Genomic DNA, 23386 nt, shown 5'->3' with positions numbered 1-23386 from the left:
CCTCTCAACGCTCCACACCGGTAACAACTGGCCGAGGTTGCGCAGCAGGCCAACCGCCCGCAAAATCAATGATCGAGCCAGTCAGGAAGCGCGACGGCGTGGTTGCCAGATATGCGATCAGTTCGCCGATTTCGCTCGGATGCCCGAGTCGTTGCACAGGTACCGCCGATTCAACATACGCACGACCGCGTGGTTCATCGACAAACACGGCGCGCGGAAAGTACGCTTCGCTGTAGAGGAAGTTCGGGGCAATCGCGTTCACCGAGATATTCAGGGGCGCAAGTTCAATCGCAAACGAACGAACCAACGCGTTCGCCGCCGCGCGCGCTGCATCCGGAATCGCCCCACCGCTCATCGGCAATCGCGTACGACACGAGGTGATCATGACGATATTCCCGCCGCCCTGCTCCTCCAGCCGCTTTATCGCCGCGCGGACAAGCGCAAACGGACGCTCGACCAGTACTTCAAGCGATTGACGAAGGTCGACCAGCGCGGCATCGGGCGTGGGAACATGTGCTGCCGGATGATGATCGTTGCTGACGATGGTATCGATCCGTCCCGACACTAACCACGCCGCCTCGATCAGCGACTCACCGGAGTGGGCGACAAGGGGCTCGGCGCCTATGTGAGCATCTGCGAAGCCTTGCCACGTGGCAATATCGGCAAAGCGTTCGTCATGCGCCAGCACGCGAAAGCCCGCGGCCAGCAGCGCAGTGACCGCCGGCGGCCCAGCGTAGCCCGATGCGTTCGTGACGAGTGCCACTTTTTGCGGTTGTTGCACGAGTCCTACCTCCTGTCAGGTTGACGAGCCCTTCGCCGTCTCCAAGGCACCTCGAGTGAAACGGGCAAGATTCGCTACGTTTGATGAAGACATTCGAAGAATGTCGTTGCATGATCGACGAAAGCGCGTACTTTGCTCGGCAATAAGGTCCGTGAAACGTAAGCAAGCCGAATCTCGGTCTGCTCATCCTTGATCTGATAGTCGCCGAGCACCCTCACGAGTTCGCCACTGTTTAAACTATTCTCGGCTACTGTGATCGGTAGGATACCGATGCCAAACCCTTTAAGCGTCATCGAGAGGTTGAACTGTGCATTGTTCGATGCAATTTTCTGGCGCATTGGCACGTAGACGGTTTTCTTGCCAATCTGGAAACAGAGCTCAGTTCTGGGGTATGACGCCGGCATACCGACGAGGTTGTGTTCGGTGAGATCGGAGGGCTCGCATGGCATGCCTTTTTGCAGAATGTAATCGGGCGTTGCAACCAGTGCGCCTGGGATTCGTTCAAGCGGGCGAGTGATTACCCTATCTGATTCCAGCATGAACGGCAGTACGATTCCAAGGTCGTAGCCGTCGCGCACCAGGTCGACGGGGCGCTCGGTCAGCGTGACGCTCAGCGTGACCTTGGGATGGTGGCGCCGAAAGCTCGAAATCAACGGGACGAGACGACTGACCGCCGCCGTAGCATGGGCAACAACGCGCAGTTGGCCGCTCGCTTCGCGCGACTCGTCCCTTGCGTCTGCTTCCAGCGCATCAAGCTCGTCGAGCAAGCGGCAACACCCATCGTAAAAGCGCTCAGCCACTGCAGTCATCGCCACTGTGCGAGTAGTCCGATGGAACAACCGGTTGCCGAGATGTTGTTCAAGGGTTGAGATCGCGCGCGTGACCACCGCTGGTGACACGCCCTGCAGATTCGCGGCGCGCGAGAAACTGCGAGCATCCACTACAGAGCGAAAGATTCGGAGGTTGCTGATATGGTCCATGTCAGGATCGCGATTTTTTCCGGTTCATCAAAGCACGCGTCGTTGAGCAGTACCACGAAGCGCTCATGCGTTTCACTTTGGCAGGAGTCCGCTCGCACGGTAGCCGTCGATCAATGTATCAAAGAGCGCGATATCCGAGCGGCCGCGCGCCATCAACTGGGCACCGGCGACTGCCGCAAAGATGGACCGTGCCCGCCGTTTGGCTTCCCTCGGACCGACAACGCCCGCTGCCGACAGCATCTTCGCCAGCCACTGGACGTTCACATCAGCGAAAGTCTGGGCTTCTTTCCTTACCACTTCCGGCAGATCGTCATACTCGGCGGTCATAAAGCTGGCCAGACACATGCGGTTGCCGTTTTCGAGCGACTTGCGAAATGTCTCGTCTGGATATCGGCGCAGCCACTTCAGCGGATCCTGCGTTTCCTCCCACAGCCCTTCCAGCAGCGCAGCCGCATCCTCCCAGTAACGCTTCGCCACCGCCGCGGCCAGATCCGCCTTGCTCGGAAAATGATGGTAAAGGCTTGCGGCCTTTATACCCACGTCTTCTGCAAGCGCACGAACGTTCAACCCACCATATCCATGCGCCTTCGCGATCTCGGTGGCTGCCGCCAGAATCCTGTCGCTCGAATTGGTACCTGCAAGGTTTTTCACGGACGCGCCTCATAAAAAGCTGTTGAGGGGTCATATTATAACGCCCGAATCGCTACCTTACAAACGTTAGCTAGATGTAGGCAAGCCAGGTAGTGGCGCGGCCAGAACATCAGCAGGCTTGCCTGGGGACTCCATGCCGCTCGAGATACCTGGGCGACGCACAGTGCGATTGCAAGGGTTGACTGACCGGCACATTTTTAATCCGGCAAAGCACTAACATTGCCCGGTTCAGCCGCCGTATGCGGCGCCGTCTCCGCCGCATCCGTCAGCCACCAGGTCAACGCGGCAGCAATGAACGCCATAGCAGCCGCAACGCTCAGGAGTATCTGGTAGCCGTGAGCGAAACATGCGATCAGCGCGGCGGTATCCACTGGCTTGCCCGTCAACACCTGCGCGGCACCCGCAAAATTGCCGTTCGTAATCAGCCGTGTCATCTGAACCTGGTCTTGCGTGGGCAGCAGGGGAAAGTGCAGTTCTACATCGCCAGCAACGCTTGTAAACAACACGGCGCCCAATGCAGCAAACCCGAGCACCAGTCCGCTGAAACGCACCGTTCCAGCAATACCCGATGCCATGCCTGCCCGTTCAGCCGGAATCACCGTCATGCTGACCTTAGGCACCTGGCCATTCAGAATACCCGCGCCCAACGAGGCGATAAACATCGGCACCAGGACCTGTAGATAATTCAGGTGTCCAATCACAACAGATGTCAGCGCCAGGCCGACCGCGACAAGACCCAGCCCAATAGACAATAGCGCCCGCCCGGACAGACGATGATCCAGATACGCCGACACGATGCGTGGCACGATAAACAGCGGCGCTGCCATCGGCAACATCATCAAGCCCGCGACGAGCGGCGTCTGGTGAAGCGCGCTCTGAAAGAAAAACGGCAGGTAGGTCAGCATCGTCAGGAACGTCACCGGATAGGTTACGCCAGCGATATTTGCCCCGAGAAAGGTGCGCCGGGTGAAATAGGACAGATCAACCATCGGCCGGGACTCGCGCCGCTCGACAACCAGGAAGGCAACCAGCAGAAGCAGTGCTATGCCCGCGCGCCACAGTACCCAGTTGCTGCTCCAACCCTCCCGATTTCCCGAAATCAGTGCCCACGTCAGCAATCCGAGGAAGCCGCTGAACAGCAGCACACCCATCAGATCAATCCGGCTAGCGGCCGGATCTTTGGACTCGGTCACTGCAAATAAGGTAAGTCCGATCATCACGACTCCAATCGGCAGGTTCACATAGAACGCCCACTGCCAACCCAGCGATTGGGTGATCAACCCGCCAGCGACGGGCCCCAGCATCACCGCGATACCGATGACGGAACCCCAAAACGCAAATGCTCTGGCACGCTCCTTCCCGTGGAAGGCGTGCGAAAGCACGGCCAGCGCAGCGCTCAACAACAAGGCCGCCCCAATACCCTGCACACCCCGTGCGACGTTCAGCGAGACCGCCGAGGTAGCCGCACCGCAAAAGAAAGACGCTACGGTAAATATGGCGAGCCCTAGCACCAGGATGCGTTTGCGTCCAAACCGGTCGGCCAGCGCTCCCGCAGGCATGAGCAGGCTGGCAAAAGCCAGTGTGTATGCCGAAATCACCCACTCAATCGAGGCGAAGTCGGCATGCAGCGATCCCGCGATGGAGCTGAGCGATACGGCTACGATGTTCGCGTCCAGATTAAGCATGAACGATGGCACTGAGACGCACAGCAGCAGTAGAAACTTTTTGTTCATAAAGCCCATTTCGTTCGACGTGAGATGAGACAAGCCGACCCATCCATTTATGGCATATGCCACTTTATGTGACGAAGATCGCGTGTTTTACTGCGTCAGCAGGACGTTACTGGCATATGCCATAATACACCGAATTTCACTACCGGAGAGGCGACGGTCCATTCTGGACTTCAGCGGAAAATCACAGCGCGTCGCTGCCTGGTACCTGTGCGCAACCCCAATACCGCGCACCATCGAGCGCTTGCGGCGCGCGGTCGTCGGACAACATGGAAACGCGTGGCATCCCAGGACTAGCGGAAAACTCCTCAAGCTTGGCGGCCACGTAGTCCCTGACCAGGATGCGTTGGTTGTCGAGGGCGGTGAAACAGTCCGTGCGCCAGCCGAATGACGGGCCGTCGTGCTGATACAGAACTGGCGGCGAGGGCCTCAAATCAATCGCCTCGATATTCCCGTATAGCCGCATCAGCATCAGCAGGTTCGATCCGGCGGAAAACTTCAATTCTGGAGGCGACAGCTCTGCCACCTCGAAACTTCTGTCCGCGTTTGCGATATCGGTCCGATGGACCTCTATGCGGTCCAGCGTGTTGGCGGAATCCGACCGTTGCCCGGTCTCTATCAACGTGGCGTATCCCGCCGCGCCGGGGACCAAGGCGATGCTGAGCGCCGACACAGTAATACGCGCCGTTTCTACCGGGTGCGCCGGATCTTTCAGATCGTAATTGACAAGCGTGTGGTGATTCGGACCCGGGTATCGCTCGAACACCGTTACGAGGAGAAGCAATCGTTGTCCATCGGCTGACAGAGATATCTCCTCACGCCCGGCGCTCCCGAATGCATAAGGTACGAATGCGCCTGGCCTCGGCTGCTCCGGCGTGGACAGGTCGACGACCTGCAGACCGGCCGGCTTGCCAAGGCCGCCCTTGAGCAAGGCCACCGCTATTTGGCCATCGGGAGTAACCTCAAGCGAGGTGATCGGCGCACCGAGGTCCAGTCGCCCGAGCATCAAAGGCTCAAAAGCGTAGCAAGTCCCTGAGAGGATCAGCCCAATAACAACGCACACAGCCCATAGCGGTCGCGCAACTCTCCTTCCCCCAACGCCGCGTCGATCACGGCTGTATCTGTGCAGCAGCGACATCACCGGTGACACGTTCAATTCCTTATGGTGTTTTGGTGTCAACGAAGGATTGACGTACAGAGTAGGTCTTGTAGATCCACTTGCATACCAGTCGTTAGATGCACGGCATTCCGTGAACGGGAATGCGGGTCGCCTCGCCCGATTTCTGCGTCGTCCACGATGATTTGCGCATATTTTCGCGTTCTGCAATGAATCATCCTAAAGTACTTAGGCACGTTTACCAATGCTCGTCGCCGACTTATTTGACCCAGTGTGCGCCGATGGGCGGATCGACTCAAAGACGATTGCCTGACTGGAGCAACATCGGATTCAAACACTCGCCATAACCCGGCGGCCAATCACGTCTGCGCTTTCCATTCTTATTAGGCTAAGCCATGCATCTCGTCGGTACGATCTTTCCAATTTTCGCGATCGTCTTGACGGGGTGGGTCGCGGGCGGCACCGGATATCTGCCGCGTGCGCTAGGCACCTCGCTAACGCGTTTCGCCTACTACGTCGCAATGCCCGCGCTGGTGTTTTTGACGATCGGAGACGAGACATTGCATTCGCTGCTCGACTGGCGTTTCCTAGCCGCGTTCGGTGGCGGGTCGTTGATCTGCTTCGTCATCGTGATGGCGATAGCGCGGTTACGACGCGGCACGAACTTAGGCACGAGTGTCATGCTCGCTGCCGCAGCGTCGATGACGAATACTGCTTTTGTCGCGCTACCTATATTGAAAGCGCTGTATGGCAAACCGGGCGTGCTCGCGGCTGCGGTCGCGACCGTGTTTATCGGCGCGCTGATGTTTCCGGCGTTGGTTGTTCTACTTGAGATCAATCGATTCGACGCATCGAGAAAGCTTCGCGTGGCGCCACTCATGCGCCAGATCGCGACCAATCCCGTCATTCTCGCGACGATTTTCGGGCTGGCATGGTCGTTCAGCGGTCTTGGGATGTCCAGGCCGCTTGCATCTTTCCTCACGATTCTCGGAGACGCGTTGACCCCATGTGCGCTCTTTGCAATTGGGCTTGAGCTGACGCTAAGCGAAGTTCAGGAGCGACTGTCGTTCTATGCGTTGCTGACCGCACTGAAACTGCTTGTCGTACCTCTCGTTGTCTACGGGTTGTGTCTTGTGAGCGGGCTTGATCGCACAGCCACCGTTGCGGCTGTTGTCTGCGCGGCTGTGCCGACCGCAAAGAGCGCTTATATTCTCGCAGTCGAATATGATGTCGAGAAAGTGATGGTGGGTGCTGTTATCTCGATGTCGACGCTCTTTTCGATCGTCACGTTGCTCGGATGGCTCTATCTGATCCATGGCGGTTGACTTGGCGGCTATGGTTCTATTGTTTCTCTGGCTAATGATCGCCGCTGCGGTAATCGTTACAGGGGTCCACGACCCTAGCAAGGATAGAACATGGATGACGTAATCATCATCGGGAAGTTAGAAGAAGCGCTCAGGGTCGCGATGCTTGGCAATGATGTTGAAGCTCTCAGTGACCTGTTGGATGATGACCTCGTCTTCACCGGACCAGATGGCCAGGTTCTTTCCAAAAAAGACGACTTATCCGTTCATCGCGACAGAGTATTACGGCTGGATCGGTTGGATTTATACGACACTCAAATTCACCGACTCGGAGAATTGATCCTGACAACCACGAAGGCCGAACTCGCGGGTCGCTTCGGAGCAACGCCGTTCGACGGCACTTTTGCCTACACACGATTGTGGAGGCAGTCCGATGGCTGGCGAGTCGTGGCGGGGCACGCAGCCAGGATTGGCTAACTTCCCGGACAACTGGACTGGATCGACGAAGCGGACAATCAAGTGTCCGCGGAACGACGATCCGAATAGCCACCGCGCATGCCGACTCCGTCTCAACCCTCTCACTTCAGCGCCGGACATTGCATCCCCGGATCGACATCCGGAAACGACTCAATCACCTTCACCGTCCCATCGCCTCGCACCTGGCTCAGATACATCGTAAGCGGCGCATGGCGCTGCCTGTTCATCTGAATGTGTCCGCGCGGCCCATCAAACGATACTTGCGCGAGCGCCGGGATGACCTTCGCAGTATCGAACGAGCCGGCTTTCTCCACCGCCGCCTTGTAAAGATAGACCGCATCGTATTCCGGTACCGACAGGTCGTTCGGCGTCTTCAGGTCCTTGCCAAAGCGCCTGGCCATCGCTGCCAGGAACGCGTGGTTGGCGGGCGTATCGATGTTGGTCACGTACGAACCGGAGATATAGATGCCATCGGCATCCGCGCCCATGCTTTTTGCTGTGTCCTCGTCTACCGCGAGGTTGCCATAAGGGATCTTGATGCCTGCTGCGCGCAACTGCTTCGTCAGCGTGATGTTGGGACCTCCGCCCGCTGTCGACGTGATGATCGCATCGGGCTTGACCGATTGTAGTTTGGTGATGATCGGGGTCCAGTCGGATCCGTCCATCGGCAGGTACTCGTTGCCGACCACCTTCCCGCCCTTCTTCTCGATATAGGCCTTGGTGAAGTTCAGCATGCCGCGCCCAAAGGCATAGTCACTGCCGATGAGAAAGTAGGTCTTCGCATGATATTGCTTCATGAAATAGTCGACGACCGGCGCTACCTGCTGGTCCGGCACCCACGCATCGACATACATGTCGCGATTGCAGGAATGTCCTTCATAGAAGGACGTATAGATGAACGGAATCTTTCCGCGCGATACGCTTGGCAGCCCCGCATTGCGCGCCGCGCTCGTTTCTGCCGAGATCAAAACATTGACCTTCTTGTCGAAGATCAGCGAATCGTAGGCTTTCTGGCCGCCGGCCGCGCCGCTGCCATCATCGGCCGTTTCAATGCTCACTTGACGCCCAAGTATGCCGCCTTTCGCGTTGATTTCATCGACGGCGAGTTGTGCCGCCTGCAACGTCGATGGCGCAACGACGCTGGCCGGCCCGCTCAGCGCAATTGGAATGCCGATCTTGATCGATTCTGCGGCGTGTGCCGCCTGGTTCAAAGCGAGCGTCGAAGCAAAAAGGCTTGCGCTTAACAATCCTCGCACGCAGGCCTTAACACGGAAAGAAAAGGTGTGACTCATTGTCGTCCAGGAGGGGCGCAGCATGAAAGACGAAGCACGATTCGCGAGCGATGGTATGAACGCCGATTTTCCGCGTCAACGGATAAATTATGTTTGCGCCGTAGCGGCGAGCCTCGCTTTGCGAATGTGGCCATTCTCTAAGCTGCTCACGTCCATGCCGGATCAGTCGAAGCAACAGGCACTCGCGCAATAGCTGCCCAATGCAGTTCCGGATATAGCTCAATTGAGTGACACGCGCACGAGCGACCACAATCGCGCTGCCCAGACACAGCGACTGGCGCGTCATCCCCCCGGCACATAGTCTGGACGCATCTCATCGAGCGATCATCATCGCGCAGAAGGAGGCACGGGCATGAGCACCATGAACGAATATGAGCTCGAACAGGAGCTGCAAGAGTCTGGACTGGAATCGGCTGGCGAGTTCGGCCAGGGCGAAGGCGTTTCCGGCGCGATCGGCAGTGCGCTGGGCGGATTATTTGGCGAGTCCGAGCTCGAGCAGAATGAACTCGGCGGCCTTCACGAGATGGAAGGGATGCATGAGCTCGAGGGCATGCATGAGCTTGGTAGTCTTCACGAAATGGAAAGCATGCACGAGCTCGAAGGCATGCATGAACTCGAAGGTCTTCACGAAATGGAGGGTATGCACGAGTTCGGCGGTCTTCACGAAATGGAAGGCATGCACGAGCTCGAGGGCATGCACGAACTCACCGAGCATGAATCCGGCGAGCAGTTCTTTGGCAAGATCGCTCGCTTCGTCAAACGCGCAGCGCCGATCCTGAAGACGATTGCGAAGGTTGCCGCGCCGGTAGTCGGCACCGCCATCGGTGGGCCACTGGGTGGCATGCTCGGCAAGGTGGCAAGTTCCGCGCTCGGAGAGAGCGAACTCCAGGAACTCGAACAGGAACTGGAGCTGAACGAGTACGAGCACCAGGAGGCGTCGCACGAGGTTGCGCACGAGATCGCCAGTCACGAGACCACCCTGCATGAGGCCTACGCCGAAATGCTGGCCGAAGCAGCGGCACAAGAACAGGGCGAAGGACAGGCTGAGGCGATGGCTGGTGCGGCAGTCGTGAGCGTCATGTCCCCTGCCGACCGCCGCAGGTTGCGCATCATCCTGCCCCACCTGGTCCGTGGTGCCGCCATATTGACGCGGATACTGCGTCGGCGTCGTGTTACTCGCCCGTTCGTGCGTACCGTGCCGACCATCATGCGACGCACCGTGCGCAGCCTCAAGCAACAGGCCGCCGCCGGTCAGCCCATTACGCGCCGCACAGCTGCGGCCGCCGCCGCCACCCAGGTGCGGCGCGTCTTGGGCAATCCCACCGCCTGCGCCGCGGCGATCCGCAAGAACGTCGTCGTCAGCCGCAAGATATCCGCTCCGCGGCGACGCATAGCGGGCTGAGCGCGGGCGTTGGGCCACCCTGTCGTCCGGTAATCGACTGAAGCGGAGGCGAGCAATGGTTGCACCGATCACGCAGCATGAATGGGAAGCGCTGGGCGAGGCTGAAGCGGGTTTCGCGCCCCAGGGAGAATGGGAGTCCGAGCTCGAAACCGAATGGGAAGCCGGGCTGGAAACCGGTGAGCAATTCATCGGCGGCGTGGCCAAACAGGGCTGGAACTGGTTGACGCGCCCCAACAGTCCGCAGCGCAAATGGGCCATTGATACGGCCAGGTCCGCCTTGTCCGGAGCCAGTGCGTGGGCCGGTGAGCGCGTCGGCAGCGCACTGGGTGCATACGGCGCAAGTCTGCTCCCAGACAAGGAATGGGAGTCCGAGCTGGAAACCGAGGCACACGGCGAATGGGAGGGCGAGTGGGAGACCGAGCAGGAGGTGAACCCGGTGCGCAAGGTCTACCTCGATGCGATGCTCGAACACATGGCGCATGAAGCAGCTCACGCCGAAACCGAGGAGGAAGCCGTCGAAAACTTCCTTCCTTTGGTGCCCATGCTCGCAGGAAAGCTGCTGCCGCTTGCCGCCAGGGTCGGACCGAAACTCGCCGCACGGGTGATTCCGCAGATGGCGCGTTCGGTCATGCGCGTGTCCCCGCAGCTCAGTCGCGGCATTTCGAATGTCACCCGCACGCTGTATCGCAATCCAGGCACACGCTCGTTGCTGCGCGCTGTGCCCAGCATCGCGCAGCGGACTATGCGCCGCGTTGCGCACCAGGCTGCGATGGGGCGCCCCGTGACCGCACGCTCCGCGCTGCGTACGCTCGCACAGCAAACCTACCGGGTTCTGTCGCACCCGGGCGCGAGATCGCGAGCGTTGCGTCGGCACTCCGGCATGGACAGGCGTTACCACGGCACCACCGGCTTGCCGGCGACCACTTCCGCGCCGTCCCAGCCACCCGGCGTCTGCCTCTCCTGCGGCGCACGCGCCGTACGCCCAAGCCAGGGATCACGTCTGCGTAGCCGCTGCGTCTGCAGCAACTGCGCCTGTTCGTATTGACCGAGGAGCCATGTGATGGATCTGGCGGCGGATGTGCTTCAACCGCCGGCGGCCGCTACCCGAGTGGCGCCGCCCGCGGCCAACCCTTCAGGTGGGCAAGACATACTGCGCCCATGGTTGCAGGCGCAGACAATCAACGTCACGCGGCATGCCGCGGCGCTGCGCCCGTTCAAGCCTGGCGAGTTCGGCAACCATGCGTCGGCACCTTCCGATGGACACCTGCAGGCAGTCAACGCGATTATCGCGGCGCTGCGCGGAGGGTTGATCCGCATGACGCGCGGCGTCGGCGAATCGGTACTCGCTGCCACCGAAGAGCCGAGCGCCGCACGGCTTCAGGCCGCGATGACGCGAAAAGCACGCGCGCATGACTGGGTGCGCGGCATCGAAAAAATCTGGGATTTCTACTTCGAGCTGTTCGGCCAGCGTCAGGGTCAATACGGGGCCTGGCTGCTCGGTTGCGACCGTATCGCGATGGATTGTTATCAGGTGGCCTACACGGGCCTGGGCATCGCCAAATCGATTCCGGCCCCGCCGCCGTTCTGCTACATGCGCACAGGCTTCGCTCCCGCCACCTGGGGCCGCGGCATCCGCATGCGCAAGCTCGGTCGTCAACTGAACCCGTTTCCGCTCGTCCAGTTGCCGTATCACCGGTTGGTCAACCCGTGGACCCTGGCTGCGGTATTGCACGAAGTCAGCCACAACCTGCAATCGGATCTTGGCTTGAGCACGGATATTCCGAAGGCGATGGCTTCACGGCTGCTACAAGCCGGCATGGGCCACGGCGTCGCAATGATCTGGACGCGCTGGAACCGCGAAATGTTCTCCGATGTGTCTGCCGCGCTGCTTGGCGGTCCCAGCATGGTGGGCTCGATCATGGACGTAGTCGGACGGGAGCCACGCGTCGTCTATGGCTTCAACCCCGATGGCGTGCATCCGCCGCCCTACCTGCGCATCCTCATCAGCGTGGAGGTGCTGCGCCGTATGGGGTTTACTGCCGAGGCCGAGCAATACCGACGCGCGTGGACGCGCATTTATCCGAATCCGCGCTCGGGCGGCCTGCCGAAGCCGTTGCTCGATACCTTTCCGAAAGCCGTGCAGTTGGCCGTCGATACGATGGCCTACCGCCCCTACGCCGCGCTCGGGCAACGCAGTCTCGCCCAGGTATTTCGTTTCGCGCCGAAAGAACAGCGCATTATCGAGGAAGCAGGACGCCGACTCGCCGCCGGCAACGATCCGGGCATCGTGCCGGAGCGATTCCTGATCGGCGCGGCGCGCTTTGCGCTCGATCGGAAGCTTGCACGGCCGGGGGTGATTGCCGAGAACTTTTATAAAGAACTCGCGCGGAGGTAGCGACGTGACTATCGAGCTGGCACTCAACTGTCTGCGCCAACGCCTGCACGAGCAATGCGACGCATTGGCCGCGCTGTCGACTACCGTCGAAGAGGACCGGCCACGCCACAGCGATGTCGCAGTCGCCGCGCATCTCGCTGACGCGGTGCTGGCAGCACGCGGCGCGATGGAAGAAACCACGGCGGCGTTTGCAACAGGCCTCGCGGACGAAGCGCTGGACGCGCTCACCCGAGGTCACGCAGCGTTTCTGCGTTATCACGAGATCTTCGCGCGCGAAGTGGCAAGTTTCGAGCGGGTCGAGCACCTGTGCACGGTGGCGCGCGAACGTGGCCGCGAGTGGGCCGGCTGGGTTGAGGTTGTCCGGGTGGAACTGGAGCAATGCTCGGAATGCGCGCACAGGACGGCTGAGGCTTTGCTCGATTGCTGGCAGGAAGTCGCGGAGCGTCGAGGCGGATTGTCATTGCATAACGTTTCGATTGGACAGCAGATCGGCTGCGGCGCAAAGGGAATACGCGCGCGAGGCCAAGCCAGTGCAGTGCCGCGAAAGACCGCGCCGCTTGCGCGGGGGGCGAAGCAGTCAAAGCCTTCGAAGGGCGAACAGGACGACGACCATGAAACCGAATGAGCCGAAAATTGTGCGCTGTGCCGTCTACGAGGACACTCTGGTACTTCAGTTTGCGCAAGTACCTCTCCCGGCCGTGGTTCTGGACGTGGAGGTTTTCCAGTACAGGCACGGTACGCAAGTGCCCCTTAACAGCAAAGTGATCAATCCGGAAATGCGTACCTTCGTGTTTACGTTCGACAAGACAAAACTGCAATCCGAAGATGTTCAGGTGCAAGTCACCGATCACGCTAGCCAAATGATCCTCTTTGATCACGTCCAGAAGGTGGGCCGTGTGGTGGAAGTACCGCTTGAACCAGACGACAACGCCTCACCGACAAAACGCACCGCGCGAGCCATTGAAGATGGCGTTTCCTATATGTCCTTGACCAAAGATGTCGACGGCGCATCGGGAGCGAGCCCGGCAAGCCGCCTCGGCGCGCTGGATGGCGGCAGCGCGCAACTCATCGGCCAGACCTTGCGCGATGTGCTCGGCTGGAAGGTTCGCGACGACGATCCCAAAGGGTTCGCCGGTGCGTTGTCTGCGTCCTTCTCGGTTGCCGAAGTGGAAGGCCGCACCCAATGGTCATGGAAGCCACGCACGTATGCAGTTCAAACCGACCTGAGCGGCGGCATCACCGGCGCTCAAGCGAGTCTCTACACGCGGGCTCAGGAGGCACTGACCCAGGCGCTTCCGATGCTCGACAAGCTGTATCCGCTTCTGCCGGATGCCGACAACGAAGACATCGCGGCGGTAAAGGCGGTGCTGCGCAGACAACTGGATGAACTGGTCGGCGAACTCGGCGCACCGGGCGGACCGGGAGTCACGCGCGTCGAACGATATTTCAATCTGCTGCTTGCACCGCCGAATTCGACCTACGACAACAATGGCGTCGTGCGCACTCCCGATCCCGACGACCTCAAGGGTACGCTCGGGCGACTTAGAGACGTACTGGGGCTGCGCTCCTCAGACAACCTGGTCAACAGCGTAACCGACGAGCAGAATCAGACCGACTACCGCGTGTTTGCGGACTATCTGACATCGCTCGCGCAGAGCTGGCTCAACAATCAGAAGTTCTTCAAGTTCTATACGGAAACCCCCTTCCTTGGCACTCAGCTGGTACCGATATCAAGGCAGCTTTCGGTGATTGCCGAATCGGTCGATGACGTGCGATTCACGCTTGACTCCGTATTCATCGGTGCCGCCGAACGGCAAACCCTCGTGCTGAATTTCGGGCAGGGTATCGAGCCCATGTATGCCGAAGACTTCTTCCGGTGGATACAGAACTTCGTCACGGAAGAAGCACCGAGCTACATCCAGGACGGTGGAAAGTTCGGAATCGGCAATAGCCTTGTGCCGTTTGCCGAGCAGTTCCGGAACATGACGCACGCGCTTCTCACAGCAAAGGCAAACAATCAACTGCCCGAGGGGTTCCGCACGAGGCGTGTGCAACGCTCGATCGAGTCGCTGGAAAAGGCACTCGAGGAGCTGGTCCGTCTCGCAAGCCCTCTCACGCGAAATTTCTCAATACAGCCTACACCAGCGCAGTTGCTCGCAAGCACCACCAAGGCGCGTCTCGCGGCATTGAATGGAGTGATCTACTTCGTCGATGGCAAGAATCCACCGCTGTCAACGGTGCTGCACAACCTCAGTGACTCGGTTGTTTACGTCATCGTTGAGTCGCCCGCTGCGAATATCAACGTGACCTTTCCCGATCACTTGCCAGGCAACGAGAAGGTGGTGTCGATACAGCCCGGAGAAAGCACTCAAGCAATGATTGACGTGACCGGCGAGGCGAATACCGATACACATAACCTGAAATTCAAAGGCTGGTACCGCAATGCCGACGTCGGCACGCAGGTTAAAGCAGACGCGAGCGTCCCCGTGACGCTGATCAAGGTCTAACGCCATTCGCAGCGCCACAAGGAGTTCCGAGCCATGGCTACCGAACAGGACTATCAAGGGCTGTACGATCGCATCGCCGCGCTGCGCGACACAGTGACCAGCAAGCTGTCTTCCCAGCTTGTTTCGAATCCGCAGCTGGGCGATACGCTAACGCAACAGATCGACGCGCTCCTGCAATCGGTGCTAGATGCGGACGCCAAAGCCCCCGCCCCGCCTGACCTGGGTCTTGCCGAGCTCGTCGGCATCGGACCTCAGGCAGCGCAGACGTTTGGCCAGGCACGCATGCCGCCTGGCGTTGAGCCCTACGACGAAACGATTACCTCCGAACGCATCATCGCTGTCGGCGATATGTACTACCTGTATCAGCACGAGAAAATCGGCGTATTCCGCGCGGTGCGCAAGCTGCAGGAGCTGTTCCGTGCCGGTGCCGTGCGCCTGTCGTCGGGACCCGGCGCCTACGCGCTCTACCAGTTCGATCGGCGCGAAGTGTTGCGCTACACCCAGCGCGACCGGATTGGGGCTTATCGACGGATCTTCGGCTACGGCAGCGGCCCGGGCCCAACCGGCTCCCGGCCCAATATCGACTTTCACAAACTGTTCAGCCACTTTGTCCATCAGGTCACGCTCTTCTGGCGCGACAAGCGCATCTCCGATGTAATACGCGAGCGTTCGTTCGACCCGAGCTTCGGTTCGATTGCGATCGTCCGCCGTTCGGGGCTTGATCTGCGCAATAACTTGAAGTGGCTGTCATTCGGCCATCTGAACGTACTGCGCGTCGAAGTGATGCAACTCCTCGAGGAAGCGTTCCGCATCCTCAATTCTGACGACGTCAAACGGCTGTTTGGTGCGGACAACGCGTGGGACGTCGTGGAGGAAGTACTCATCCGTTACTTCAACGAGCGCCTCGTCACGTCGCCCAGGCAGCGTATGGGGGTGACCGGACGCGAAGTCTTACGCTGGCTCGCGCAGGACCACATCCTCAAGACGTCACGGCCAGAGTTCGAGGCGTTGCTACTCGAAATCGCGGAGTATGCCGAGGAATGGCTGACCAGTGCCCAGGCCATGGGTCTGGCGGGCCGCCCAGCCGAAGCGCGAGTGCTGCCTTGGGACAAGACCTCGCCCACGCCATTGCGTGTCGTGGGCCGGCCGCAGCCAGGCGTATCCGTGCAACGGGCGCCCGCGCGCGAGTTCGAGGTTTAGTCCTGATCGAACCTTGCGCCCTGCGGCCATGTCCATCGACGACCTGCTGCGATACGCGAAAGTAAATCGAGGCCGACATCTCGACGAGCTCAAGCAGTTCGTCGCACTGCCTTCAGTCAGTGCGCAGCCGGCCCACACTCGCGCGGTTGGACGTTGCGCAAGCTGGCTGGCGCAGCATCTGCGCGATATCGGACTGACTGATGCGCGCGCTGTCGCGACTCGAGGTCATCCAATTGTGTACGCCTCGTTGCGCGGCGCAGGTGCGAGGCCGTGCGTGCTGATTTACGGTCACTACGATGTCCAGCCTGCGGAGCCGCTCAAGAGTTGGGATTCGCCACCTTTTGAACCGACCGTGCGAGGCGACAATCTCTATGGCCGCGGAGTCAGTGACGACAAGGGCCAGTTGTTTGCATTCGTCATTGCCATCGAGTCCTGGCTGCGCGAGCGCGGCCGGTTGCCCGTGGACGTCGTGTGCCTGTTCGAAGGCGAGGAAGAAATTGGCAGCCCGAATCTGCTGGAGTTTGTTTTACGTACCCGATCCACCTTGATATGCGACGCCGCGGTGATGGCAGACGCCATCATGGCAAGCCCTACGCGTCCTGCTCTGGTGCACGGACTACGCGGTGCGCTATACCTCGAACTGATGGTCCACGGACCACGACACGACCTGCACTCGGGACTGTTCGGCGGCGTGGTCCTGAACCCGCTGCAGGCTCTCTGCGAGTTGCTCGCCAGTCTGCACGACACCTATGGTCGGATCGCGATCCCCGGCTTTTACGATCGGGTGCGTCGTTTTACGCATGCCGAGCGGAGAGTCCTGTTGCGCGATGCTCCAGCCGATGCGCTCATTGCCCACGACGCAGGGATCGCACACCCGTGGGGAGAGCAAGGCTTTTCGCTGTATGAGCGGGTCGCCGTGCGACCAGCCCTGACGATCAACGGCGTGCAGGGTGGTTACGTCGGTACCGGCAGTAAGGGCGTGATTCCCGCTTCTGCGGGCGCAAAGCTTAGCTTTCGGCTGGTACCCGACCAGGATCCGCAGGAAGTTGCACGCATGCTGCATCAGCATCTGGTCGAACGGATGCCACGCGCTGTACGTGCCACACTGCGCACGATATCGGCCGCGCGTCCGGCACAAATGGACCCTCGGCATCCCGTGCTGCAAGCAGCTACGGACGCATGCCGGCACGCTTTCGGGGTGAAGCCTGCGCTGCTGCGCGGTGGCGGAACGATCCCGGCACTACATTGCTTTCAGACGGTACTTGGGCTCCAGACTGCCCTCCTTGGTTTTGCGCCGACCAACGCGGGCATGCACGCTCCGAATGAGACGCTGCATCTGCCGACTTACGAGAAGGCCGTGGCCGCCACAATTGGCTTTTTCGACGCGTATGCGAGGCGCGCACAACAGGCACGCGATGAAGAGAAGCATATCGGGTGAGGAGCGGTACAGCGGCAAACTACGGAGACAAACAATGGTTATCGATGGTCATTGTCACGCCGGGCAAGGCGACATTCTGACTGCACCGTGGAATACCGACGCCCCGCTTCGCGCCTATTTGCGACGGGCGCGGGCGGCCGGGATCGACCGCACCGTTGTGTTTCCCGCGTTCCATTCGGACTATGCGATCGCCAACGACGCGCTGGCCCGCATCATCGCGCACGATCCACGACGCCTCATCGGGTTCGCGTTCGTACATTGCACGCGCGACGCCGGCCGCATCGACGAGATGACTGACAGAGCGGTACGAGTGCATGGATTTCGCGGCGTGAAGGTGCACGGCACCGACGGAATGCCAACCCGGGAACTATGCGAAGCGGTGCGCCGGTTCCGTATTCCGCTTCTGGTCGACGTGGTGGGGCGTGCCTATGTTGTCGACATGCTGGCCAGCGCCTATCCCGATGTGGATTTCATTGTTCCGCATCTGGGTAGCTTCTCCGATGACTGGCGCGCGCAGCAGACGGTAGTCGACCAGCTCGTGCGGCATCCACGTGTCTATACCGATACGTCCGGAGTGCGTCGCTTCGACTATCTGATCGAAGTCGTGAGGCGGGCTGGCGCCCACAAACTGATCTTCGGCTCCGATGGGCCCTGGCTACATCCGGGTGTCGAACTGCACAAGATTCGGCTCCTGGGATTGAAGTCCTCCGACGAGGCAGCAGTTCTCGGCGGCAATCTGATGCAACTTCTGCGCTCGCGCAAGCTGCCGCAGACGTCTAGCGTAAGCCTGCCCGCTCGGCGGCGCGAGGCAGGCTCATCACGCGCACGCTCGCCTGCGTCCGTGTTAAGTGAGCACGCACCGTAGCGCGACGTTCAACGTGTTACGCGATGCGGCGGCTGGACACCTCCGCCGTCTCATTGCCTGACGAGCCGGGGGGCCGCGCATGCGCCCCCAGACGCGTTTCATGCAAGCGGTCAACCATCGCAGCGCGGGTATTGACGCCAAGTTTGGCGTAGATACGACGCAAGTGAGTTCCGACTGTCCAGCAACTGATGTTCAGGATCGACGCGATGGTCTTGCTGGGGTAGCCCGAAGCGACCATACGGGCAATTTCCTGTTCACGCGGACTAAGAACCGTCCTTTGCTGGTTTAGTATCGGCGTGCGCAGCAGCAAATAACGATAGCCGTCGGCGTCCGTGTCCAACAGCACTTCTTCATTTTCTTTCGCCACCTCGCACTCACCGGGATTGCATGATCCGGATAGCAGGGCAATGACCAGCGAACGGAGAAGCGTCAATGCAGCGTCCTCTGCGACCGATTGCGTCCGCGTCTCATGGCAAAGCGATGGCCGGTCTCCGTGTAGATCCATATCCGCTTACTCCCAGTCTCGTCGAGAGGGTCATCGTCGCCGCACGATATGAGCTTGTCGACTGCGGACTGGACGGCGTATTTCTTAAAACTAAGCTACCCACCGGGACTTATCCAGTCGCTCGTTCAAGCGACATCAACAGTGACATAAGTGCAGGCCACAGAGGATGGTTCGGAGGTATGGAAGCGGGTCGCTTCGAGTACGTCGCTTCGTGGTTTTCAAGCAGAAGTTCACTATCGTCACGATCGGACCCGCTTGACTGCATTTCTGGAAATTTTCTTAAATCGCAATGGTTGGTTTAGCGGTCTTGTTTGTGGCGCATTCATTGTTCGCCATTAGGAATATCGCTGATTAAAGTCAGCGGCCAATTGGCGACGGCTCCCGGAAGATTGTCGAACGCTTCCCTCCTGGCCGCGCCATTCACGCGTAAAGCATAAGGTCACCAATAGGCCATTTCTCAGCTTCCCGATTTCCCTCAATTCATCCTACTATTAGCGCGGGCACCTTCTTTTTGTATGCGACCAGAGGTTCTACAAGCTATGAACAACACTGCGTCTACAGTACTGAAATCCCGTTATCAACCGGTTCGATTGATTGATCGAGTCTCGTGGCAAGCATGGTCGATAGGCATTGTTGCGCTCGCACTTGGCGGCTGTACGTCGTTGGCACCGACTCAAGGGTCCGCCATCTCGTCGAGTGCCCCGAAATCACAATGCGTCGGAATGATCGAGCCGCCCTATGGGCTCGAACAGGTCAGCGATCCGTCGTTGCTAGGCAAAGCGGTGGGTCAGGCGGAAAAGGGCGGATTATGCGAAGGAAAGGTATTCAAGGTGACTCAACCGCTCACCGTCTACCGCGTGTGGGACTCCGCCAGGACTTATAGCCAGTACGGGAACTGGTGGAGCTTCAATCCGCCGGCCGGGCCGACCAACACCTATCGCGCGAAAAATGAAATCTGCCCCAGCTGGAGCAGTCTCGATCGCGTTACGCAGTGCCGCCTGAAGGTCGGCGCCCAGATCGTCATTGGCCCCGGACAGAGCGCGCAGTGCGGTGTGAACGACAACAACATCAGCTATCCCCCGTCCCCAGAGACGCAGGTGTTTATTCCGAATGACGGTGCTGATGCAGCCAAGTCGGGAGTCGCCGACTGCCTGGCGGCAATCACATGGCCGTAAGGATATTCGTCGCCTGGATCAACGCTCAACGCTATGCAATCCAGGTTTATCGAGCCGATGATTTAGCGCGCTTAAGCCTATGGTCGCCGCTAGATCGCTTATCGTGAATATCCAAAGCAGATAGACCGACTACTTCAGCATCAGCCAAAAAGCGGATCGCATATTCGACATGGATATGCGAGAAACATCGCGGCGAATGAAACGAAGCGCGTGAGCGCAGCACAGCCGGCTGGACGGCCCTGCGCTCACGCGAGCACGCTGTGCGCTACAACTACAACGAAGCCGCCGTGCATCGTTATGCTTTTTCGATGTATATTACAGAATATATCGAACACTCTTAGCGCATAACGATAACGCCACTCCGACAGCATCCCCCCAATCCATGTCTCGCCCTACCCATGTTTTACGGGCGCTCACTCTTGCCTCCATGGGAATGAGCGCACCGCTGCTTGCCCGCGCGCAAGACGACGCGCAACTTAACCCGATCGTCATCAAAGGCAGCCCTGCGGCCCCTCAACCGCTGTATGAAACCGATCAGATACGCGTCGGCCCGCTCGGCGAAAAAGCGCTGCTCGATACGCCATACTCGATCACCGTCGTGCCATCTTCGCTAGCGCAGAACCAGCAACTGCAAAGCGTGCGCGAAGCGTTTCGCTTCGTGCCGTCGGTACAAGGCGAGAACATTCGCCCGCAAACCCGCGGCCTGCAGGCAGGCGTAGTGCAGAACACGCGCGTGGACGGCTTGAGCATCGCGGCGACCACCGACTACCCGATCGAACAGTTCGACCGTATCGAAGTGCTCAACGGATTGTCCGGTGCGCTGTATGGTCCGGCCAATCCGGCGGGCACCTTCAACTATGTACTGAAGCGCCCCACCGACCAGCGCCTTGCCGAGTTCACGCTAGGCTACGAATCGAAGCAATCGCTGACCGAGCATATCGATCTGGGCGGCCGTTTCGGTAACGACAATATGTTCGGCTATCGGCTCAACCTGCTGAACCAGAATGGCGAAAACTATGTGGAGGGCAGCCGCCTGCGGCGCGAACTCGGCAGCGTTGCGTTCGATGTGCACTTCACGCCGCACACGGTGCTGGAGACCAATGCCAGCACCTATCACTATCTGAGCACCGGCTTTCCCGGCACGTTCGCGCTGGCGAAGAACGTGCCGTTTCCGTCCGCCCCGGACCCGACACGCCCCGGTTACGGACAGTCGTGGGCCGGCGACGACAACGTGACGAACATGTTCAGCGCCACGTTGAAGCACGATTTCGGCAACGACTGGCACTTGAGCGCAGGGGTATTGCGTGAGACCAACGACCGCGCATCGACGGTACCGACCAACACGCTGACCAACCGATCCGGCGCCTTCACCACCACCACCGCGACAACCATCTTCAGCCTCGATACGATCGTCAGCAACACGCTTGCATTGAATGGCCGCACCTGGCTCGCAGGCATGTCGCACGATCTGGTGCTTGCGAATACCGGCTTCTACTGGAACCGCTATACGCCGTTCCAGACGGGCGCGATCACGCTTGGCAGCGCCAACCTCGACGCGCCAGTCGGTTTCGCCAAACCGCCGTTGCCGGATTTCTCAAACCGGTTCCGCGCGGCGAATACGATTCAGCAGTCGATCACGCTAGGCGACACGATCGGTTTCAACCAGCAGTGGTCGACGCTGCTTGCCGCAAGCCAGAGCTGGATTCGCGCACGCAACTTCAACAAGAGCGGCACGACCACCAGCGAGTACACGGCGAATGGCATTAGCCCAACTGCCAGCCTGATCTTCAAGCCTACGTCGAACATGACCGCATACCTGACCTATGCGGACAGCCTGCAGCAAGGCGACGCGGCGCCAGCAGGTTCGGCCAACGCGGGAGACAACCTCGCCCCGTATCGCAGCAAGCAATGGGAACTCGGATACAAGCTGCAGCTGAACACCATCAATCTGACGGCAGCGCTTTACCGGATCGAGCGGCCCTATGCGTTCGTCGGCTCCGACAATGTGTTCGCCGAACGCGGCGAGCAGGTGAACCGTGGGCTCGAGCTGACCGCAAGCGGCTCGGTGACGCGCAACCTGAATGTGTTTGCCGGCCTGTCGCTGCTCGACCCGAAGTTGTTCGACACCGGTTCGGCCGCAACCAGCGACAAGCAGATTCTCGGGCTCTCGCGCGTGGTATTCAACACGCTATTCGACTACAGCCTCGACGCCGTGCCGGGTCTCGCGTTCAATGTGAACGTCAACTATGCGAGCCGGCGTCCGGGCAATTATACGAACACGGATTTCGTCAACGGCTACACAGTGGTCGACCTCGGCACGCGCTACCAGATGAAGATCGCCGGCAAGCCGGTGACATGGCGCCTTGCCGTCGACAACGTCACGAACAGGCGCTACTGGGCCAATATCACACCAACCGGCCAGAACGGCTTTAACAGCACCGATAACGGCACCGGCACGCTCGGCGCTCCGCGCACTATCCGCGCTTCCATCCAATTCGACCTATGAACTCGAACTCCAATATTGTTCGCGGCGTGTGCGCTGCGCTGCTTTTCACGTGTGCGGCACAGCACGCTATCGCCCAGGGCGCCACTCCGCTCACGGTGTTTTCTGCCGGCAGCATGAGTGGTGCGCTGGCGGCTATCGCGAAGGACTACACCCGTCGCACCGGGCAACAGATCGATATCGTGCCCGGGCCTGCCGGTTTGCTGCTTGAACGGATTGAAGGGGGAGCGCACGCCGATATTTTCATTTCGGCCAACATGGCGCATCCGCAACGGCTCAGCGCCGAAGGCAAAGCGGATGCGACTATCGTGTTCGCCAGAAACAGCGTGTGCGTCGCGGCCCGGCCGGATGTGGGGCTGACTCGCGCCAATCTGCTCGACAAGCTGCTCGACCCGTCAGTGAAGATCGGCACCTCGACGCCCAAGGCAGACCCGGGCGGCGACTATGCGTGGTAGCTGTTCGCCAAAGCGGACTCGGTGAAACCGGGTGCGACAAAGATTCTCGAAGCGAAGGCCCAGCAACTGGTGGGCGGTCGCACGGCGCCAGCGGTGCCGGCTGGCCGCGACGCGGTCAAATATTTCATGGAGACCCGACAGGTCGACGTCTTTATCGGCTATTGCAGTTCGCATACCACGCAGCGCGATACCAGCCTCGATCAGGTCGCGTTGCCGGATAACCTGGCGATCTCCGCGGACTATGGGATGGCGGTGCTGGAACGCGGTGCAGATGCGGCGACGCAGCAGGCGGCTTATCGCTTTGCGTTGTACCTGATGAGTCCGGCGGCGCAGCAGGTGCTGCCGCGTTATGGGTTTGGGGCGGTGGGGGTGGCGCAATAAGACGATGAGCCGCGTGCGATTTCCCAAAGCGGCCATTGGCTGATCTCTGCGAACGCGAAACGTCGGGTCGAAGCGGAAGCCGCTGACGGCCTGGTGCCGCGTCTCGCGGATCGTACGATACATCATGCAAACCGGATGAGGCGATATGGCCGTGCGTATCGACCTTCTCTACAGTAGCTACCCGAACCGCCTATCCAAATTGCTTCAATGGTCTGGCAACGGAAGTTC

At 59.9% G+C, this 23386-nt stretch carries 20 protein-coding genes and 1 pseudogene; 14 read left to right on the top strand and 7 right to left on the bottom strand.

The features are described from left to right. Window positions 1-4: 4 nt before the first annotated feature. The 5 genes from ACYVNQ_RS31070 to ACYVNQ_RS31050 all read right to left on the bottom strand — a co-directional run bounded on the left by ACYVNQ_RS31070 (window position 5) and on the right by ACYVNQ_RS31050 (window position 5148). Complete coding sequence (locus tag ACYVNQ_RS31070) at window positions 5-763, bottom strand: SDR family oxidoreductase (RefSeq protein WP_460908514.1); 759 nt, start codon at window positions 761-763, stop codon at window positions 5-7. Window positions 764-855: 92 nt separating this feature from the next. Next, complete coding sequence (locus ACYVNQ_RS31065; protein ID WP_460908222.1) at window positions 856-1761, bottom strand: LysR family transcriptional regulator; 906 nt, start codon at window positions 1759-1761, stop codon at window positions 856-858. Window positions 1762-1833: 72 nt separating this feature from the next. Beyond that, the gene (locus ACYVNQ_RS31060) at window positions 1834-2412 is read right to left on the bottom strand and encodes a TetR/AcrR family transcriptional regulator (RefSeq protein WP_460908220.1); all 579 of its coding nucleotides are present in this window, start codon (window positions 2410-2412) and stop codon (window positions 1834-1836) included. Window positions 2413-2609: 197 nt separating this feature from the next. After that, window positions 2610-4145, bottom strand: a complete 1536-nt coding sequence (locus ACYVNQ_RS31055) for an MFS transporter (protein WP_460908218.1) — start codon at window positions 4143-4145, stop codon at window positions 2610-2612. Between the two features lie 181 nt (window positions 4146-4326). Then, the gene (locus ACYVNQ_RS31050) at window positions 4327-5148 is read right to left on the bottom strand and encodes a hypothetical protein (protein WP_460908216.1); all 822 of its coding nucleotides are present in this window, start codon (window positions 5146-5148) and stop codon (window positions 4327-4329) included. A gap of 506 nt (window positions 5149-5654) precedes the next feature. On the opposite strand from ACYVNQ_RS31050, the gene ACYVNQ_RS31045 reads away from it, so the two are divergent. Beyond that, a complete protein-coding gene (locus tag ACYVNQ_RS31045; protein WP_460908214.1) occupies window positions 5655-6584 on the top strand; it encodes an AEC family transporter in 930 nt (309 codons plus the stop codon). Window positions 6585-6674: 90 nt separating this feature from the next. After that, entirely contained in the window at window positions 6675-7040 is a 366-nt protein-coding gene (locus ACYVNQ_RS31040) for a nuclear transport factor 2 family protein (RefSeq protein WP_460908212.1), read from the top strand. A 101-nt stretch (window positions 7041-7141) separates the two neighbouring features. Here ACYVNQ_RS31040 and ACYVNQ_RS31035 read toward each other — a convergent pair whose 3' ends face one another. After that, a complete protein-coding gene (locus ACYVNQ_RS31035) occupies window positions 7142-8356 on the bottom strand; it encodes a substrate-binding protein (RefSeq protein ID WP_460908210.1) in 1215 nt (404 codons plus the stop codon). Here ACYVNQ_RS31035 and ACYVNQ_RS31030 point away from each other — a divergent pair. From ACYVNQ_RS31030 to ACYVNQ_RS30990, 9 genes are all read left to right on the top strand, one after another. Beyond that, window positions 8355-8525, top strand: a complete 171-nt coding sequence (locus tag ACYVNQ_RS31030) for a hypothetical protein (RefSeq protein WP_460908208.1) — start codon at window positions 8355-8357, stop codon at window positions 8523-8525. The genes ACYVNQ_RS31035 and ACYVNQ_RS31030 overlap by 2 nt on opposite strands. Window positions 8526-8684: 159 nt before the next feature. Beyond that, the gene (locus ACYVNQ_RS31025) at window positions 8685-9734 is read left to right on the top strand and encodes a hypothetical protein (protein ID WP_460908206.1); all 1050 of its coding nucleotides are present in this window, start codon (window positions 8685-8687) and stop codon (window positions 9732-9734) included. A gap of 55 nt (window positions 9735-9789) precedes the next feature. Then, window positions 9790-10779: a hypothetical protein gene (locus ACYVNQ_RS31020; RefSeq protein ID WP_460908204.1), complete on the top strand. Its 990-nt coding sequence runs from the start codon at window positions 9790-9792 to the stop codon at window positions 10777-10779. A gap of 270 nt (window positions 10780-11049) precedes the next feature. Next, window positions 11050-12129, top strand: coding sequence for a hypothetical protein (locus tag ACYVNQ_RS31015; RefSeq protein WP_460908201.1), 1080 nt, complete (start codon window positions 11050-11052; stop codon window positions 12127-12129). Window positions 12130-12133: 4 nt separating this feature from the next. Further along, window positions 12134-12754 (top strand): hypothetical protein, encoded by a 621-nt coding sequence (locus ACYVNQ_RS31010; protein ID WP_460908199.1) that lies wholly within the window; start codon window positions 12134-12136, stop codon window positions 12752-12754. Beyond that, window positions 12741-14636, top strand: a complete 1896-nt coding sequence (locus ACYVNQ_RS31005) for a hypothetical protein (RefSeq protein ID WP_460908197.1) — start codon at window positions 12741-12743, stop codon at window positions 14634-14636. Before ACYVNQ_RS31010 ends, ACYVNQ_RS31005 begins: the two co-directional genes overlap by 14 nt. Window positions 14637-14669: 33 nt before the next feature. Further along, on the top strand, window positions 14670-15836 hold the full coding sequence (locus ACYVNQ_RS31000; protein WP_460908195.1) for a hypothetical protein: 1167 nt from the start codon (window positions 14670-14672) through the stop codon (window positions 15834-15836). Between the two features lie 28 nt (window positions 15837-15864). Beyond that, a complete protein-coding gene (locus ACYVNQ_RS30995; protein ID WP_460908193.1) occupies window positions 15865-17274 on the top strand; it encodes a dipeptidase in 1410 nt (469 codons plus the stop codon). 34 nt (window positions 17275-17308) lie between these two features. Then, complete coding sequence (locus tag ACYVNQ_RS30990) at window positions 17309-18139, top strand: amidohydrolase family protein (RefSeq protein ID WP_460908191.1); 831 nt, start codon at window positions 17309-17311, stop codon at window positions 18137-18139. Window positions 18140-18155: 16 nt separating this feature from the next. Here the strand turns inward: ACYVNQ_RS30990 and ACYVNQ_RS30985 are convergent, their stop codons facing one another. Then, window positions 18156-18572 (bottom strand): response regulator transcription factor, encoded by a 417-nt coding sequence (locus ACYVNQ_RS30985; RefSeq protein ID WP_460908189.1) that lies wholly within the window; start codon window positions 18570-18572, stop codon window positions 18156-18158. A 794-nt stretch (window positions 18573-19366) separates the two neighbouring features. On the opposite strand from ACYVNQ_RS30985, the gene ACYVNQ_RS30980 reads away from it, so the two are divergent. The 3 genes and pseudogenes from ACYVNQ_RS30980 to modA all read left to right on the top strand — a co-directional run bounded on the left by ACYVNQ_RS30980 (window position 19367) and on the right by modA (window position 23158). Next, a complete protein-coding gene (locus tag ACYVNQ_RS30980) occupies window positions 19367-19819 on the top strand; it encodes a hypothetical protein (protein WP_460908187.1) in 453 nt (150 codons plus the stop codon). Window positions 19820-20252: 433 nt separating this feature from the next. Further along, on the top strand, window positions 20253-22325 hold the full coding sequence (locus ACYVNQ_RS30975; protein ID WP_460908185.1) for a TonB-dependent receptor: 2073 nt from the start codon (window positions 20253-20255) through the stop codon (window positions 22323-22325). Further along, window positions 22322-23158, top strand: a pseudogene (gene modA, locus ACYVNQ_RS30970) (molybdate ABC transporter substrate-binding protein). The gene ACYVNQ_RS30975 and the pseudogene modA overlap by 4 nt, the downstream one beginning before the upstream one ends. The last annotated feature ends 228 nt before the right edge of the window (window positions 23159-23386 follow it).

This window comes from Paraburkholderia jirisanensis, assembly GCF_054782355.1.
The sequence above is the reverse complement of the archived record's forward strand: the minus strand, read 5'-3'. Positions and strand labels throughout refer to the sequence as shown.